Source organism: Chryseobacterium sp. 1B4 (genome assembly GCF_036631475.1).
Lineage (GTDB): Bacteria > Bacteroidota > Bacteroidia > Flavobacteriales > Weeksellaceae > Chryseobacterium.
Genome location: NZ_JAPNUF010000008.1, coordinates 417,378 through 435,469 on the forward strand (window position 1 = coordinate 417,378; position 18,092 = coordinate 435,469).

General features: G+C 37.7%; 12 protein-coding genes and 4 pseudogenes. 10 read left to right on the forward strand and 6 right to left on the reverse strand.

The window, feature by feature from the left end:
- Positions 1-200: 200 nt before the first annotated feature.
- A pseudogene (locus OWR28_RS18250) lies at positions 201-1,317 on the reverse strand (DNA polymerase III subunit).
- A gap of 246 nt (positions 1,318-1,563) precedes the next feature.
- Here OWR28_RS18250 and bamG point away from each other — a divergent pair.
- The 5 genes and pseudogenes from bamG to OWR28_RS18275 all read left to right on the forward strand — a co-directional run bounded on the left by bamG (position 1,564) and on the right by OWR28_RS18275 (position 4,525).
- Entirely contained in the window at positions 1,564-2,880 is a 1,317-nt protein-coding gene (bamG, locus tag OWR28_RS18255; RefSeq protein WP_332387913.1) for a BamG family beta-barrel-assembly machinery protein, read from the forward strand.
- 1 nt (position 2,881) lies between these two features.
- Positions 2,882-3,471, forward strand: a pseudogene (gene lptC, locus OWR28_RS18260) (LPS export ABC transporter periplasmic protein LptC).
- Between the two features lie 11 nt (positions 3,472-3,482).
- Positions 3,483-3,611 (forward strand): anhydro-N-acetylmuramic acid kinase, encoded by a 129-nt coding sequence (locus OWR28_RS18265; RefSeq protein ID WP_332387915.1) that lies wholly within the window; start codon positions 3,483-3,485, stop codon positions 3,609-3,611.
- A complete protein-coding gene (locus tag OWR28_RS18270) occupies positions 3,553-4,278 on the forward strand; it encodes an anhydro-N-acetylmuramic acid kinase (protein ID WP_332387916.1) in 726 nt (241 codons plus the stop codon). The genes OWR28_RS18265 and OWR28_RS18270 overlap by 59 nt, the downstream gene beginning before the upstream one ends.
- Entirely contained in the window at positions 4,232-4,525 is a 294-nt protein-coding gene (locus OWR28_RS18275) for an anhydro-N-acetylmuramic acid kinase (protein WP_332387917.1), read from the forward strand. The genes OWR28_RS18270 and OWR28_RS18275 overlap by 47 nt, the downstream gene beginning before the upstream one ends.
- A 42-nt stretch (positions 4,526-4,567) precedes the next feature.
- On the opposite strand, the gene OWR28_RS18280 is transcribed toward OWR28_RS18275, so the two are convergent.
- The gene (locus tag OWR28_RS18280) at positions 4,568-4,957 is read right to left on the reverse strand and encodes a hypothetical protein (RefSeq protein WP_002977623.1); all 390 of its coding nucleotides are present in this window, start codon (positions 4,955-4,957) and stop codon (positions 4,568-4,570) included.
- Positions 4,958-5,096: 139 nt separating this feature from the next.
- Between OWR28_RS18280 and OWR28_RS18285 the strand changes: the two genes are divergently transcribed.
- On the forward strand, positions 5,097-5,603 hold the full coding sequence (locus tag OWR28_RS18285) for an NUDIX domain-containing protein (RefSeq protein WP_332387918.1): 507 nt from the start codon (positions 5,097-5,099) through the stop codon (positions 5,601-5,603).
- Between the two features lie 162 nt (positions 5,604-5,765).
- On the opposite strand, the pseudogene OWR28_RS18290 reads toward OWR28_RS18285, so the two are convergent.
- Both OWR28_RS18290 and gldJ read right to left on the reverse strand, forming a co-directional pair.
- Positions 5,766-7,036, reverse strand: a pseudogene (locus OWR28_RS18290) (UDP-N-acetylmuramoyl-tripeptide--D-alanyl-D-alanine ligase).
- 152 nt (positions 7,037-7,188) lie between these two features.
- A complete protein-coding gene (gldJ, locus tag OWR28_RS18295) occupies positions 7,189-8,790 on the reverse strand; it encodes a gliding motility lipoprotein GldJ (RefSeq protein WP_332387919.1) in 1,602 nt (533 codons plus the stop codon).
- A 164-nt stretch (positions 8,791-8,954) separates the two neighbouring features.
- Between gldJ and porU (OWR28_RS18300) the strand changes: the two genes are divergently transcribed.
- Genes porU (OWR28_RS18300) through porV form a run of 3 tightly spaced genes read left to right on the forward strand, consistent with a single transcriptional unit; the run spans position 8,955 to position 14,076 of the window.
- Positions 8,955-11,093: a type IX secretion system sortase PorU gene (porU, locus tag OWR28_RS18300; protein ID WP_332387920.1), complete on the forward strand. Its 2,139-nt coding sequence runs from the start codon at positions 8,955-8,957 to the stop codon at positions 11,091-11,093.
- The gene (porU, locus tag OWR28_RS18305) at positions 11,075-12,853 is read left to right on the forward strand and encodes a type IX secretion system sortase PorU (RefSeq protein ID WP_332387921.1); all 1,779 of its coding nucleotides are present in this window, start codon (positions 11,075-11,077) and stop codon (positions 12,851-12,853) included. Before porU (OWR28_RS18300) ends, porU (OWR28_RS18305) begins: the two co-directional genes overlap by 19 nt.
- A gap of 59 nt (positions 12,854-12,912) precedes the next feature.
- Positions 12,913-14,076, forward strand: a complete 1,164-nt coding sequence (gene porV, locus OWR28_RS18310; RefSeq protein ID WP_002977617.1) for a type IX secretion system outer membrane channel protein PorV — start codon at positions 12,913-12,915, stop codon at positions 14,074-14,076.
- A 117-nt stretch (positions 14,077-14,193) separates the two neighbouring features.
- On the opposite strand, the gene blaCHM is transcribed toward porV, so the two are convergent.
- Complete coding sequence (gene blaCHM / locus OWR28_RS18315) at positions 14,194-14,955, reverse strand: CHM family subclass B1 metallo-beta-lactamase (RefSeq protein ID WP_332387922.1); 762 nt, start codon at positions 14,953-14,955, stop codon at positions 14,194-14,196.
- 228 nt (positions 14,956-15,183) lie between these two features.
- Here blaCHM and OWR28_RS27115 point away from each other — a divergent pair.
- A pseudogene (locus tag OWR28_RS27115) lies at positions 15,184-17,452 on the forward strand (FUSC family protein).
- Here OWR28_RS27115 and OWR28_RS18335 read toward each other — a convergent pair.
- Positions 17,433-18,047 carry a 4'-phosphopantetheinyl transferase superfamily protein gene (locus tag OWR28_RS18335; protein ID WP_332387927.1) on the reverse strand — a complete coding sequence of 205 codons (615 nt, stop codon included), beginning with the start codon at positions 18,045-18,047 and terminating at the stop codon, positions 17,433-17,435. The pseudogene OWR28_RS27115 and the gene OWR28_RS18335 overlap by 20 nt on opposite strands.
- Positions 18,048-18,092: the final 45 nt, after the last annotated feature.

Here is an 18,092-nt window from a genome sequence, read left to right on the forward strand (position 1 = left end):
GAAGAAAAGGCTGTTTTTGATGGAAAGCAACTTAAAAAGAGTTCATATTTATTTAATACTAATGAAAAATTCTCATGACAGTATTTGAATTTTCTGAATACTTTTACATTAAATAATAGATAAAAAAAGAAGAAAACTACAAGCAATATGATAACCGGTTGTAGTTGAAAACAAAAACTCCGGCTGACACCGGAGTTTATTTATGAGCTTTTATGTATATATCTTGATAATTTTATTCCCAGATCCGTCCAGACAATTTTAGGGTTCCCGTTCCTTGTCAGATGCAGGTCGGCTGCATTGATTTCTTCCAGGATGCTTTCAATATTGGCACCACTTATAAATTTTGAAAATCCTGCCCAATTGAAACCATTTGCATTGATCTTTTTATACACAAGATCTTCGGACTGGTAATTCTGAAGCAATGCCAGCCTGAATATTTCAGAACAATAATTCAGGAAGTTTTTCTGTTTTTCCCTGTTCCATCCGGCAATTTCTCTTGCCCAGAAAATAATGCTCCTGAGATATTCGGGTTTCTTTTTTACCATAAATGCATCTCTTACCCATTGCACAAAGAGCTTTTCAAACTCATTGGATTTGTCACCCGAATTCAGCAATTTTATGGCCCCGTTGAGATCTCCCTGCGCTTCATGAACAATCTCTCTTATTTTTTCTTCTGAAACCGAAAAGTTCTGTCTGAGATACATTTCAATATCTTCATCATGAATTCTCGGGATCTCTACAATCTGTGTTCTGGAAAGGATGGTAGGAAGGATGTCATTGGTACTTTCAGCAGTAAGAAGGATCACAGTTTTTGCCGGCGGCTCTTCCAAGAATTTTAAAAATTTATTTGAAGCGGCAACATTCATCTTATCTGCTCGCCAGACAATAAGAATTTTGGTTCCTCCTTCAAAACTTTTCAGAGAAAATTTCTGGTTCTGATCATCTATTTCATCTGCAGAAATAAATAACTGCTTATTTTCTGACTCCAAAAAGCAGTCCAGTCATCATAACTTGCATATGGGGAAGCCAGGATCATTTCCCTGAATTCATCAAATTTATTCTTACTTAAAGAGTTTTTATTATCCGTAAAAACCGGAAAGCTGAAGTGCAGATCCAGATGATTGAGATGCTCTACCTTTGCAGCAGCATGTTCATTTTCCTTGCTGAAGATTTCCCTTGCATAAGCCAGCACCATCGGAAGCGTTCCGTATCCCTCCTTTCCTACAAAAGTTGGGCATGGCTCACTCTGTTTTCAGCAATGCTTTCTCTAAGAAGTTTTTTCAGATTCGTCTGTCCGGCGATATTCTCCCAATTCATGTTTCAAAGATAAAAAATCTTATTTCAATTCATAAAATTAAGTCTGCTTAAAATATAAAATACAGAATAAGCCTGATAAAGTAAGCCGTTCTTGCCGGGTAATCTTTTTTATAAAGAATTGTTATTTATATCTGTGAAAATTTGCATTTTTCTTCTGAAGAAAGGCCCTTAACAAACTTTAACCACATATAATTTTTACAATTCATTAATATTTAAGATATTTGCGCATTGTTTTAAAAATAAAGAATGAAAAAAATCTTTGTAGTATCATTCATATCAGTTGGATATTTTCTGAATGCACAGAGTCTAAGCAACTCTCCTTATGCAGCTTATGGAATTGGAGATGTGAAATATGATAATACGATCGAAACTACTTCTATGGGAGGTATATCTACTGCTTTTATAAGTGATTTTACCAGTAGTTTCAATTTTGCCAACCCGGCAAATAACGCCAATTTTGAACTTACAAGTATCAGACTGGAAGCTACCAACGAAAACAATTATTTCAAATCGAACTATAACGATATGAAATCTACAAAGCATTCTACGTATCTTTCCAATATTTCGATTGCTTTTCCATTATCTTCAAAAGTGAAAATGGGAATTTCTTACCAGCCATACAGTTCCAAAAGCTACGACATCGTAACGGAGCAGTTTGCTAGTGATAACACGACTCCTCTTTACAAAAACAGCTTCAAAGGCAGCGGAACATTGAATACTGCACAGCTTGCTGTTTCTTATAAGATCAATCAGGAATTATCCGTAGGAGCAAAAGCTAATCTTTATTTCGGAGATCTTAATGACCTTAACGAATTCCGTGCCTACAACAGTAACCTTGGTACATATGTAGGGGAGTATGTTAATGGTTATGAGACTAAAAACAGAATCAGAAACTTTAATTTTACGCTTGGTACAAGCTACCAGACTTTAAATACACGTACTGACAAGAAGTTTACCGTAGGAGCCACTGCTACTTTTGGGAATACAAGTAATATGACGACACAGTACATCAACAGTACCTACAGATATTCTGATGCTCAGGAAACTACAAAGATGACCGGTTCAGAAACAATTATCGAACAAAAAGAAACAAAATCCAAAAATCTTCTTCCGTTACAGGCTTCCCTTGGAGTTGGGTATGGAAGTGAGAACCATTGGTTTGTATCTGGTCAGATAGATTATAAAAAGGGAGAAGATATCAATTATTTCGGTAAAACTTTTGATTTCCAGGATACTTACAGAATTTCTGCAGGAGGATGGTATCTTCCTAACTATAATAACTTCAGAAGCTACTTCTCAAGGGTGATCTACAGATATGGAGCATTCTACGAAAGAGGAAGCCTTAAGCTGGAAGGAAACAGCATTAACAAGTTCGGTATTTCTGCCGGTGTGATGCTACCATTCAAAAACAGCAGTATCACAAGAATGAGCGGTCTTGAAATCGGGCTGGAAGTTGGTAAGAGAGGAACTCTTCAAAACAACCTGATCAACCAGAATTTCATCAACCTGAGAATCGGCTTTAATTTTGCTGACAAATGGTTCAGAAAGACTCTTTATAACTAAAATGAATTTTTCAGAAAAAATATCATATAAAAATATAGCATGCCTTTTTAGTTGTGCTATATTTTTTATACTGACATCCTGTGAAGAGGACCTTACCAAAGCTAATGGCAGCCAAAGCAAGAATTTCCCTTCACAAATTATCAATAATGCCAATATTATACAGCGCGACTCCGGTTTTGTTACTTTAAAAGCCAAAGCACCCATTATTGAAAAGTATGAGCTGATCGACAGCCCGTATGTAGTAGCCAGAAAAGGAATTGATATTGAGTTTTTCGATAAAAAGAAACCTAAAGTTCCGGGAAGAATTACAGCGAAGTACGCCCGTATTTTTGAATACAAAAAATTCTATGAAGCCAAAGGCGATGTAAGAATAAGAACCAACGAAGGACAGAGATTTGCCATGCAGAGTATTTACTGGGATCAGAAAAAAACAGAATTTATACCAGAGACACAGTATATGTTACCATGGAGGACGGCTCTACATTGGTAGGAGCCAATGGAATGACTGCCAAAGATGATTTTTCCGAGTACACGTTCTATAACAATTCAGGAGATTTCAGTTCGAAAAGAATTTCTGAAAGTAAAAAATAAACCTGAAAATAATGAAAGCGCTGGCTATTGGGCTGATGTCCGGGACAAGTCTGGACGGTTTGGATATCTGTCTTGCTGAATTTGAAAAAAGACCAATGGACCTTTCAAATCCTGAAAGCCGAAACATTCCCTTATTCTGAAGATTGGGAGAACAAACTTAGAAATTCAATTCATCTTGCTGCTGAAGACCTTCTGGAACTGCATTCAGCATATGGCTTTTACCTTGGACAAAAGGTTAAAGAATTTATCCATCAGCATCAGCTTGAAAATATCGATCTTATCGCATCTCATGGGCACACTGTTTTTCATCAGCCACAGAAAAGATTTACCCTTCAGATTGGCGACGGCAGAGCTATAAAACTGCAAACCGGATTACCCGTTATCTATGATTTCAGAAGTCAGGATGTCCTGATGAAAGGAAACGGAGCACCTCTGGTTCCTATAGGTGATGAATTACTTTTCTCAGGATACAGCGCCTGTCTGAATCTTGGCGGATTTTCCAATATTTCCCTGCGGTCAGAAGGAAAGAGAATTGCTTTTGATATCGCTCCGGTGAATATTGTTTTAAATCATTTGGCTCAGAAGCTCCATAAGAGTTTTGATGAAAACGGAACATTGGCGGAAAAAGGCACAATAAATGAAGATCTGCTTACTCAGCTTAACGCATTAGATTTCTACCAGCATTCTCACCCGAAATCATTAGGAGTTGAATGGTGCAGCCAGCATATATTTCCGGCTCTTGAACATATTGAAATCACAGATGCGCTGGCTACTTTTACAGAACACAATTGCTCAGCAGATCTCTAACGTCATCAATGCAAACAATATAAAAGATATTCTGATCACAGGAGGAGGAGCATACAACACGTTTCTGATTGAAAAAATAAGAGCCAAAACAAAAGCCGAAGTAATCATCCCTGAAAAAGAGATTATCGACTATAAGGAAGCTCTGATATTTGCCTTGATGGGAGTTTTAAAAATGAATAATGAAATCAACGTTTTGTCTTCCGCAACGGGAAGCAGTGCTGACCATTGTTCAGGAGTTATAGCATAGAAATACATAAAACAAAAAACCTCCAACGTTGGAGGTTTTTTATTATTTATAAGCTTCGATTTTATCAGTAAGTGTATTGATAAAGTTTTGTAACGGCTTTTCTACCATCATTTTGATGAATGGATTAAATTTCCCTTCGAATAACATCTGAACCTCTGTCTGGTTATCGCTGATCGGGTTCAATGTTGCTGTTAATGAGAAATCAAGGCTGGAGCTTGCGGATCTTAAAACAGCTTTATGGTCATCCACTTCGTCAATTTTTAACGCAATCTCCGGCATTCCCTGTAATCCGAATTTAAATCCGTTATCTCTTGTTTCAAATTTCTGAAGACCATCCGGCATAAAATCTTTATAATTTTCAGGAGATTTCAGCAACTCGGTAAGTTCTTTAGATGATTTATTGACAATAATCTTTCGTCCTTCTAAATTCATTTTTTATTTTTGTATTAAATTCTTAACTATTACAAATGTATAAAGTTTTTGTCAACGAAAAAAAATTATTGATATCTAAGCATCCTGAAGAACTTGAAAAAAACTTAGGTATGAAAATTATACAACTTTAGAGATCGCATTGGATCTTCTGGAGAATACTTCTGCGCAGGAACTGAATGTGTATGGGGAGAATTTGGACGAAATCTGGCTGGAATTCCAGAAGCTTTTCAGAATTATAGAGGCTGCAGGAGGTCTTGTTAATAATCCTGAGGGTAAGATTCTTTTCATCAGAAGACTGGGAAAATGGGATCTTCCCAAAGGGAAGATGGAAAAGGGTGAATCCAGGGAAGAATCGGCCGTTCGGGAAATAGAAGAAGAAACAGGTCTGAGTGATGTAGAGGTTGTAAAATTCATCAATACGACTTATCACATCTATGTGGAAAGAAACGGTGAAAAAATCCTGAAGTGTACCCACTGGTTTGAAATGAACTTCGACGGAGAAGATACTTCCAAACCACAGATAGAAGAAGGCATTACTGAAGTAGCCTGGAAAACGACATCAGAAATTGAGAATGAAGTTTTTCCAAGTACTTTTAAAAATATTAAACTGATTGTAAAAGAATTCTGGGACTTGAAGAAATCTTAAAAGCCAGAAGCTGAAAGAAGGAGGCTGAAAGTTATGATCCGGCCACTTACTTTTCTGGATGATATTTATTGAACAATGAAATTTATAAAGTTGAATAATAAAAGAGAACACTCTCCGATTGTCTTCAGGAACTTCCCTCTTCCAGCTTCCAGCTTCTTTACTCTAAATAAAGTCGATCAGCTTCTCCAGTGCAATTCCTCTGGAACCTTTCAACAGTATATTTTCAGTTTGAATTTTATTCGGTTTCAAATATTCTATTAGTTCCGTTGTGTTTTCAAAAGCAAGATCTGAAGAATTGACAGCCTTGAAATGTTTTCCGACAGTAATAATCTCATCGAAATGAAGATCCTGAGCCAGTTTTAAGATATTCTGATGTTCTTTCTCGCTCTCATCACCCAATTCCAGCATATCTCCGATAATAATGGTTTTACTGCCTTCAAAACTGATAAAGTTATTTAAAGAGGCGGTCATAGAACTCGGATTGGCATTATATGTATCCAGAACCAGAGTTCTCCCTCTTTTTTCACAACCTGAGATCTCATATTGGTAGGTGTATAAAGCTCCAGCGCATGTTTTATTTTTTCAAAACCAATTCCAAAATGAAGCCCTAAGCTTGCCGCTGCACAAAGATTGGTAAAATTATATTCTCCTGTCAGTTTTGAAACGGCTTTTACTCCCTGATAAGTCAATCCTACAAAATGTTCCTCTGAGAATGATTCAAAATTGTAATTGGAAGTTTCTTTTCCAAAAGTAATTTTAGAAGGATAATTTTCAGTTTTCTCCAGCTGGATTGGATCGTTTTCATTCACAACAATCGTTCTGTTGTTATTTTTAAGATAATCATACAGTTCAGACTTACCTTTTATCACCCCTTCAAAGCCCCCGAATCCCTCCAGATGCGCTTTTCCAAAATTAGTAATGTATCCGAAATCAGGTTGTGAGATGGTACACAGAAATTCAATTTCTTTCTGGTGGTTGGCTCCCATTTCAATTACAGCTATCTCATGCTCAGGCTTTACAGAAAGAATGGTGAGCGGAACTCCGATATGGTTATTCAGATTTCCTGATGTATACTGCACATTAAATTTTTCTGAAAGAACAGCATGAATCAGCTCTTTTGTGGTCGTCTTTCCATTGCTTCCCGTAAGACCAATAAAAGGAATGGAAAGCTTTCTTCTGTGATAAATTGCCAGCTGCTGTAAAAACTCAAGCGTTGATGGAACATAGAAAATATTTTTATCTCTGTTTTCAAATTCCGGAAGTTCAACAATTACGGCCAAAGCTCCGTCATCGATGGCTTTTTCCGCCAGGGCCGCTGCATTGAAATTCTCACCGGAAAAGGCAAAGAAAATATCATTCTCTGCTATTTTTCTGCTGTCAATGGTTACTTTTGCTGCCTGCAGAAATAAAGGATAAAACTGTTCTATATTCATGTGGAAATATATATATATTTTTTGAAGTCAGATAGAATCGCAAATCTATACAAGTGTTTCAGACTTTTTAGCCAAAGCGATTTCATGATTCAAAAATAAAAAAACCTTCCGGAAATCCGGAAGGTTTTTTTAAAGTATTTTTTTGATAAATATTATCTTCTAGTTCTACTCTTATCGTTAGTTCTGGCATCCTGTGCAACACGGAAACCTATCCAACCATAAGCTTTGTTTTGATTTTTATATCTTCTTTGTCCCGGATCCAGCCAGTAAGCTGTGTCCTGCCAGGAACCTCCTTTTACCACTCTAACATCGTTAGAAATACCTGAAGTTCTTTCTTTAGTGTCCTTCTGCAGCTTCACTCTACCGTTTGCATCTACAACGAAGCTTTTCTTAGGAGAGTTGTACATGTCATATGAATCAGTAGAATCAGATGCTCTGTAATATTCTAAAGAAGATTGTCTGTCCCCATCTCTGTAGTTTCTGTAGTCAGCGATAGTTTGTCTTTCGAATTGTCCCGGAAGTCCTCTGTAAACTAATCTTCCGTCAGCTAATGTATCATATTTGATACTACCTTCGTCGATCATTTTATAAGTTCCGTCTCCGTTTCTTACGATGGCCTGAGGCATGTTTCCTCTGTAGTAATTGAAGTCGTTATAATCTTCGTCAATGATAGGTCTGTAAACGTCAGCTGTCCATTCAGACACGTTACCGTACATCCCGTAAATTCCTAAGTCGTTAGATGGGTATTGTCTTACGTCAGAAGTCTGAGCTGATCCGTCGTTTTTCCATCCTGCGATACCGGAATAGTCACCTTTACCCATTTTGAAGTTTTCAAGGAACATTCCTCTGTCTCTTCCTTTAGTACCTCTTAATCTTTCGATTTCAGGCTTTTTACCAAGGTATTGGTTATATTCTCTGTTTTTAGCCATACCAAGGGCAGCATATTCCCATTCTACTTCGGTAGGAAGTCTGAACTTCTGTACCATTGCAGCATTAGGAGCTCTGTTAGCAGCAAGCAATCTTTGGTTTGTGGTTTTCATACCGGTTTTCTGCTGCATTCTTTTCTCATTGATGTACCCCTGCATTTCAGGATCATTCGATTTGAATTTATCCATATTGAATGCGGTTCCACCCTGGTTGTTAGATTCGTTGATATATAAATCTTTAGCAATAATACCAGCCTGCATCAAAGCTTTTTCGTTCGCTCTGTCTGACAGCCATTCACAGTATCTGTTTGCCTGAGTCCAGGAAACTCCTACTACCGGGTAGTAATCGAATTCCGGAGAACGCAGATACGTTTCATTATAATCGTTTCTAGCTAATTTGTTGTCCCATAATAAGGTATCCGGCAAAGCACCGTTATAGATCTCCTTAAAACTCGGGTCACTTGGTGGGAATACATACTTCAACCATGTAAGGTATTCGCGGTATTCGTAGTTAGTAATTTCTGTTTCTCCGATGAAGAATGAACTTACCTGCATTCTGCGAGGTGTGTTATTCCAATCGTGCATAACATCATCTTTCACTAATCCCATTGTAAAAGTTCCACCTTCTACATATACCATCCCAGGCCAACCCTTCTGCTTCTGTTGCTTTCCTGCAAAAAACCAACCCTGTTTTTCGTTTGGTTTCCAACCTGTTTTGCTGACAAATTTTTTGGTACCGCCACCTTTGCTGGTTCCTGATCCGCCACAGCTGGTTAATGCAAGTGTAGAACTTAATGCTATTAATGAAAACAACTTTAGTTTTTTCATAGTCGATATAAATATTTTCAAAGTACAAAGAAAAAATAAATTATTCAATAAATCAAGTAAACATTTGATTTTTTTGAAAAACGTTAACAAATTAATTTTATTGTATCACAATTTAATTCTAAAATTTTCATTTATTTTGTAATTTAGCAATTTCAATAGTAAACATGAAACGAAAAATCACGCTTTTATCTTTAATCGCTTTTGCATCAACACTTTACGCCCAAAGAAATACCATTGAATGGAATGGCTCTAAAATCCAGGATTTTGGTGACACAAAATTAATTCTTCCTAATTTTAAAAATGAAGGTTTTTCTTTCAGCCAAAATAATGTTTTTATAGTAACCAAGCAAAAAATCGGAGAAAAGCAGTTAAAAATCTCAGACCTTGTCTGGGAGAACGTTTCTAACCAGGATTTATTTGAGCTGGATAAAGGCAGGCTTCCTGATCACGATGTGGCAGACGTTTCTTACTATTCATTAGATGGAGACAGCTATGCCAGTATCAGCATTGCTTTATTTAAAAATGTAAAAGGCCGTGTTCAGAGATTATCTTCGTTCAATGTTTCAGAAGCTTCTGCATTTGTTAATACCACGGGCACCGTTAATAAAATAGGGACTACAGCCAATCCGCTATCCAGCGGCAATTTTTATAAAATAAAAGTAGACAAGTCCGGGATATTCAAAATCACATCACAGTTTTTGAAAGACAACGGAATTAATCCTGCTTCTGTAAACCCAAAGAATTTCAGAATTTACGGAAACGGCGGCGTAATGCTTCCTGAGTACAACCAGGATCCTAGATACGGGGCATTACAGGAAAATGCCATTCAGGTGGTAGGTGAAGATGACGGTGTATGGAATGACAATGATTATGCTCTTTTCTATGCGCAGGGCCCGGACGGATATAATCTTTATGACACTTCCAACGGAAACGGTTTTAAAAGACACGAAACCCGTATCAATCCAAGCAACAACGTTAAAAATATATATGAGGATTTCTCGTATTACTATATTAACTTTGACAAAGGTGCGGGAAAGAGAGTTCCGACTGTTGACGGAAATCTCCCTGCACAGCTGATCACAAGGTATGACAGTTACCAGGTGATCAACAAAGATCAGAAAAATCTGTTAAAGGTAGGAAGAACCTGGGTGGAAGATACTCCTTTCACCAATGAAAAAACAGTAACGCTTACTACCAATTCACCAATACAGGCTAATGATGTGATACGATACAGAACTCAGGTAGTGGCATATAATTCCCAGCAGAATACCATTGATTTTAAGATCAACAATTTAAATCCCCAGCCGATACAGACGATTCCTTCGGATACTTCGAGTTACCAGTATACCTTCTACCCTGTCACCTATTCCGGAACATTAACGAATCTTACCGGAAACCAGTTTACATTGGTGTATAACCCTGATATTTCCAAGAATCCCAACGGAACCTTTTATTTTGATTATGTAGAAGTTCAGTATAAAGAAAACCTTGCTTTCAATGGTTCACAGATGAACTTCAGAGATTATTCCATTGTAAGCGGAAGTAATACTAACTATGGTTTCAGCATCAGCAATGCGGCTGCTATAGAGCAGGTGTGGGATGTAACGGATATTACCAATGCCAACAGAAGGGTGAATAAGGCCGGAGCAGGTTCTTTCAACTTTGCCTATACTGCTTCTGATCAGAATTTCAATAATGAATTTGTGGCTTTCCGTGCTGATGCGGCTTTCAGTCCGCAGTTCGTAGGAAGAATTTCCAACCAGAATCTTTCTGCTATACAAAACGTAGATTATCTTATCCTTACCGTTCCGGAAATGATGGGCCAGGCACAAAGACTTGCCAGCTACCATCAGACCAATCATAACTATAAGGTAGAAATTGTTGACATCAACAAGATCTATGAGGAATATGGCAGCGGAAGCAGAGATCTTACTGCAATAAGAGATTTCGTTACCAAACTTAACACTCCTCTGGGCAGACTTCAGTATGTATTCATTCTCGGGGATGCTTCATACGATTATAAAAACAGAGTTCCAAACAATACAAATGTTGTTGCCAGCTACCAGAGTGAACAGTCTTCAGATTATGTATCATCATTTGTGACGGATGATTATATCGTAATGACCAAGCCACAAAATACATTATTAATTGAAAACAACCTGCCGGATCTTCCGGTTGGCAGAATTCCGGCAGCCAATGCAAGTGAAGCCGGAGATATGATGAATAAAACACTGGCTTATTACAATTCCCTTCAGGGACAGTCAACTCCTTTCGGGACTGGCGTATGCGGCTTGATTTTGTAGTGGATGACAACAATGAAGGGGGAAGCCCTTTCCACAATGTTATGGACAGCTCATTATCCAGTATATTTGAACAGCCGGGTCAGTCGGAACTTAAAGAATATAATGTTAAAAAAATATATATGGATGCTTTTACCGGTCAGAGTACTTCCGGCGGGCGAAGATATCCACAGGTCAATCAGGCGATCTCCAATGCTATCGGAAACAGTCTGTATCTGTTCTATTTCGGGCATGGAGGAATCAACGGATGGGCACAGGAAAGAGTCCTTACAAGTTCTGAGGTTCAGAATGCCAATAATTTCTCTAATGTATACAGCAGATTTCCTTTTGTTTCTACCATCACCTGTGAATTTACATTATGGGATGAGCCTGCCACCAACTCTGTGGGAGAACAGTTTATTAAAATGAAGCAGGGAGGAGCCTCTACAATGATTACTTCCAGCCGTGCTATCGGAGTAGATTATGGACGTGATTTTACCAATACGTTTACCCAGAATATTTTTAAACTGACCAATGACGATTTTAATTCGTTGGGAAATGCCCATTTACTTGCTAAAAAGCAAAAGGGGCCCAACAGTAACCATTTAAAAGTAAACTTCCTGGGGGATCCTGCTATGAAATTAAGCAGACCGCAAAGACTTCTGGTGATTGACAATATTGAAACTCCGGTTCCCGGACTCATCAGAGGTCTGGATTTCGTAAAAATAAAAGGACACGTCAATAATCCAAACGGAACATTGAACAATACTTTTAACGGAAAGGTAAGCATCAATATTTTTGATAAAAGGTTAAACAAAAAAACCTTAAATAACAGTGGCGTTTTATCCCCGGTTTTAGAGTATACCGAAGAAGGAAGTGCGATTGTAAAGTCTGCCGGAACTGCTGTAAATGGTGTATTTACTGCTGAGTTCTATGTACCTAAAGACATCAACTATGCTGTAGGTCAGGGAAGAATATTAGCCTATGCAGATAACAAGTCAACGGATGTTTTCAACAACCAGGCAGTACAGGTGGGTGATATCAATCCAAACGGAATCAATGACAACCAACCTCCGAAAGTAAAGCTGTATATGAACAACACCAACTTTGCAGACGGAGGAATTACCAACCAGAATCCTATGCTTCTTGCCTGTCTTACCGATGACACGGGGATTAACTCAACAGGATCCGGAGTAGGACACGATATTACAGTATATCTTGACGGGCAGATTATCAATACGGTTGTGTTGAATGATTTTTATGCTCCGGGAGAAGGAAACGGCTGTTTAAATCCAAGTCTTGCCGAGTACCAGAAAGGAAATGTGACCTACCCTTTCAGAAATCTGGCAGTCGGACAACATCAATTAACATTTAAAGTTTGGGATATAAACAATAATTCCACAACTGCTACGTTAAATTTTGAAGTTAAAGATGAATCTGACCAGCACCTGACGATCAACCGTCCGCTGAACTGGCCAAATCCATTTACAAACAAAACCTATATTCAGTTTGAGCACAATTGTGATGACATTCTGGATGTGAACGTACAGATTTATACAATAACCGGAAGACTGGTAAGAACTTTATCACAGCCGGTGGTTGCAGAACCGTTCCTGCAGGGCTTTAGAACCCCTCGTCAGGCAATAGAATGGGATGGAAGAGATGATTTTGGTTCTACAGTAGCAAAAGGTACGTATATTTTTAAGATATTTGCAAAAAGTCAAAATCAAGAAAAATGCAAAGGAAGTGCTACAGCTGTAGAAAAAATGGTACTTTTGAAATAATAAAATAAAACATAGACAATAATATTAATAAAAAACTGATAATATATAAAAGACAACATATGAATTTAACTACTAAACTGCTTTTAGGATTTGGTTTGAGTGCTGGTTTTTTAGGCTATTCGCAAGATTTAGGTAAAGTAAACCCAGTTCTTACCGGAGCTCCTTTCCTAAGAATCGCACCTGATGCAAGATCAGGAGGTATGGGAGATCAAGGGGTGGTAACCTCTCCGGATGCATTTTCACAATTCTGGAATGCGGCTAAATACCCTTTCAGCAGGTCAAGTTCTTCCGTAGGTCTTAACTATACGCCTTATATGGGAAAACTTACCAATGATGTATTCTTATTATATGCTTCGTTCCATAAGTTTCTTGGGCAGGAAGAAAGATCTACAATTTCCGCGAGTATCTATTATTTCAATATGGGACAGGTAGACCTGACTCAGCTGGTAGGTACAGAAATCGCATCAATGGGTACATCAAAACCAAATGAATTCTCAATTGACGTTGCCTACGCTTTGAAACTTTCTGATTCATTCTCAGGAGCTGTTACCGGTAGATTCATCCGTTCAGACTTAGCCGGAGGATTCAACACAGATACGACCCTTAAAGCGGCTAACAGTTTCGCAGTAGACGTTTCAGCATACTATAACTCTCCAAGATTCTCCAGTATTGGCGGCTATGATGGTAAAATAAATGCAGGTTTAGCTGTTCAGAACTTAGGTCCTAAACTGGATTATACAGGAAATGAAGAATCAAGATCTTATCTTCCTACCATGGCAAGATTAGGGGTTGGATATGACATGTATCTGGATGATATGAACAGAATTGGAATTTCTGTGGAAGGTTCAAAACTTTTGGTTCCCGGATCTGAATATGCCGGAATAGACCCGAATACCAGACAGCCTATTTATCAGATCCCGAATGTAGGACCAATGGCCGGTATCGGAAAATCTTTCAAAAATAAAAACAGTATCATGTACAGTGGTGCTTTAGAATATTCTTATGACAACGCATTTTCTGTAAGAGGAGGTTACTTCCATGAAAGCGAAGAGCAGGGGGCAAGACAGTTTGCAACAGCAGGTGTCGGGTTAAAATACCGTTCTTTCGGACTTGACCTTTCTTACCTGATCAATATGTCCAAAATCAACAGTGCATTGGATAACACGCTTCGTTTCGGGCTTACCTGGAACATCGGAGACGAAACATCCAACGTAGACCGTTAAAAAAGCAACAGCTATATAAAAAAGCCTCATACTATATTAGTTATGAGGCTTTTTTATAGGCAATGGTGAATCGTCAATCCTCTTCGCTTGTCAATTTACTTTTTACTCTGTAAAAATTCACTTTTGACCTTTAAATAATGTAACCGTATAATCAAGAAGTTTTCCATCTCCATAATCGCCATGACCGGGAACTACAATTTTGACATCCGGATATTCTTTTTTGACTTTTTCAACGGTATCTGACCATGCTGAAACATTGGCATCTCCCAAATATCCTTTACTTGCTTCCAGCTCTTTCAGTAAACAGCCTCCAAACAAAATATTTTCACTCGGAAAATATCCTGTAACATTATCCTTTGTATGCCCCTCTCCAAAAAATTTTGCAATCACATCTTTATCTCCTACCTTCAAAACAACAGCATCATCAAAACTGTTTTCAGGAATAACAAAATTATTTTCTTTGGCTAATTCTATCGTTTTAATATATGAATAAGACGGAATATTCTTTTTATGAAACGCCATCAGCCCTCCTAAACTATCATCATGAAAATGAGTAGGAATAACGGCATTAATTTTTGCACCTAATTTTTCATTAATCCATTGTATCAGCTCTTCTGAACTTTTATCATTAGTGGGAGTATCAAAAACAACAGCTTCGTGATGATCTTTCACAATCAATCCATTACAGGGTACATTCCCAAAGTCATTGGTCTGTTTAAAAGAAATATGGATAAAAGAATTTTCTGAAACCTGGGTAATAATCAGCGTTTTGGATTTATAAACTTCCTTTGCTTTGAAACTTTCTCTGTTCTGTGAACCACAACTCAGAAGGAAAAAAGAAAAGAATATGATGAGAATAGTTTTAAACGTATTTTTCATGAAACCATTATGTAAGAGTTGAGATAAGCTAAGGTAAGAATTCATGGAACAAGATTTGTTAGCTGTTGTGTTAAAAATGACCAGCATTGATCTATGAATTATCAATCTGCTTCATTTACCGGTTTATTTTAAATAACAAGACAGCACTTTAAAAAAATATAATATTTAAGTTGAGAAAAGTCTCTTTTTTATGGCGATTTTCTTAAATTCAATAGCTATTTTTGTAGTATGAACTATTCGGCGGAACTCAAAAAATTCGTAACCAGTCAGTATGTATATTCTGCAATCAGAATTACATTAGCTACTGTTCTGCCCTGTCTAGTCCTCGCTCACTTCGGAATCTTAAAAGAATATTTCCTTTTCCCCCTGGGAACCAGCTTTGTAGCGCTCACGGATCAGCCCGGACCTTTTATCCGGAGAAGAAATGCCCTTACTTTTGCGATCTGCTGTTTTGTGTTTGTTGCACTCATTGCAAGTCTTGTAATGAATATCAAAATACTGGTCCTCCTGGAAGTCATTGTTTTCGGGATGTTTTTCTCCCTGATCGGGGTTTATGGCCAGAGGCTGGCTGCAGTAGGTTCATTATCTCTTGTGGTGCTTGCGATCTTTATTGACGGACATCTTACAGGAAGTAATATCTTCAAAAGCCTGCTGATATTTGCTTCAGGATGTACATGGTTTTTACTCATCTTCCTTATCGTAACTACAATCCGTCCCTATAAGCTGGCAAGTCAGATGATTGGGGAAAATTATCTTCAGCTCGCCGAATTTTAAAGATTAAAGCCAATTATTATCAGAAGAATCCGGACTTTAATAAACTGACTACTCAGGTTATCGCCAAGCAGATTGAAATAAAAAATCTGCAGGAAGATACCAGGGAAACAGTGTTTAAAACAAGAACCATTGTCAATGAATCTACGACTACCAGCCGTTTATTGATGCTGATGTTCCTGAACTCCATGGACCTCCATGAAAAGCTGATGACCTCTGAAAGTGATTATCAAAAGCTGCAGCAGAGTTTTGAAGACAGCATGATTCTGGTGAATATTCATGATTACCTTAATCTTTTGGCGGAAGAGATCACCAATATCGGAATTGCCCTTCAAAGCGGCACAAGAGCCAAAGCGATGTTCAATCTGGAACTGGAATTAAAGAATTTAAATTATAATTATTTCGAACTCAGAAACAAACAGCTTTCTCCTGACAATCTCGAAAATTTCATGATCCTGCGCCAGATCCTGATGCGTATTTATGAGATCACTAAAGAAATCAACGAGATCTATAAGGTATTTTCACAGGATATAAAGCTGGCAAAAAGTTTATCTACAGGATTAGACTTAAGGAAATTTATGCCTAATGAGCCGAAGCTTAATGCTAAGGTATTAAGAAATAATATTTCCCTATCGTCCTCCCATTTCCGCCATGCGATCAGAATTACGACTGCATTGCTGTTAGGATATCTTTTCTCTATGTTTGATTTTCTGGGACTGGGACATACTTACTGGATATTAATTACGATTACAGCCATTTTAAAACCAGCCTATTCTATTACTAAACAAAGAAATCTCCTTCGTTTGTACGGAACTATTGCAGGGGCAACTATTGCTTATGCTATTTTGTATTTCATTCATATTAACGGGATTTTATTTGCCATTCTGCTTATCAGTATGATCATGTGTTTCAGTTTTCTGAAAGGAAGGTATTTCTGGGCGGTATTATTTATGACAATCTACGTTTTCCTCAGTTTTAATTTTTTAAATCCGGGGAAAGTCAATATCATTTTTAAAGACAGAATCGTAGATACAGCCATTGCCGGAATTATTGCTTTTGCAGTATCCTATATTGTGTTGCCCGTCTGGGAACATACCCAGAATCTGGATCTGATGAAAAAGTCTGCAGCAGACAACCTTATCTATTTCCAGAGTGTAATTTCCAAATTTTTACAGGGAAATTTTGACCTTGAAGATTATAAAGTAAAACGAAAAAATGCAATTATCTCTTTGGCTAACCTTTCTGATAATTTCCAGAGAATGATTTCTGACCCTAAAAATCAACAGAAAAACTGGAAGTTGTCCATCAGTTTGTGGCTACCTCCCATCTGATTACGGCCTACACAGCTTCTCTGTCCCAATATGCAAAAAGTAATGAGCAGTATCCGGAAATAGATGCCGAAAGCTGGAGCAGAAAAATTGAAGCAGAAATGCGGCAGACCTCTACCCTTCTCAACGGAAATGACATCAATGAAACATTAAAAATGGAAAGCCGCCTGGAGCCGGAAGATTCTTCCATTGAAGACATGTTGCTGAAAAGAAAAACAGAGATAGAAGAAAATGACATCGTGGACAGAAGAGATACCGACAAGGTTTCCCATCTGACCGAGCTTAAAAACATCCAGGATATTCTGGAGCTGATCTATGATGTGGCGAAAGAGCAGAGAAAAGTAATCGAAAAATACAGAAACGAAACAGATCCTACTCCTACTCCTCCACAATCGTAAAGCAGTAATCGTCAAAAAACTCTACCCTGGCCTTGAACTCATCTGAAAACTGATCGTCATAAACACGGCAGCTTATTTTGTGAAGATGCTTCAGCCCGAAGGGTTTCACTTCATAATTTTTCTTTAAAGACCAGTATTTTGAGTGATGGATTTTGTACATGCTTTCCTTCACGCTCCATATGATTGTATAAAAAGTATCCGCTTTGTCTTCAGGAATGAACCCCCGTTCATTTTCATACGTGAATTTGTCAATTACCCTTAAAATCTTGGGATTAAACTTTTCAATATCAATTCCTATTTTATTTTTAGAAACCGCTATTGCAGCAAACGGGAAAGAATGGGTAATGGAAATTTCCGCATCGTAAGGAGAAAGAAAAGGCTCTCTTTCTTTATATAAAATCTTGGAACCGGGCTTCAGGCCTTTCAGGAGCTTCCGCACCATCAGAACTTCCAGTAATTTTTTAGGATGATAATCTTTTACCTTTTCCGCATTTTCAGGTTCCAGAAGTTCATTGATGTCAAGTTCTTCACTTTCATCATATTTCCAAACCAGAATCGTGGCATTATCATCTGAAAAATCTCTGTAGAGGGGCATTCTTTTATTATTGGACAAAAATAGTGAAAAGAAACGATTTGGAAA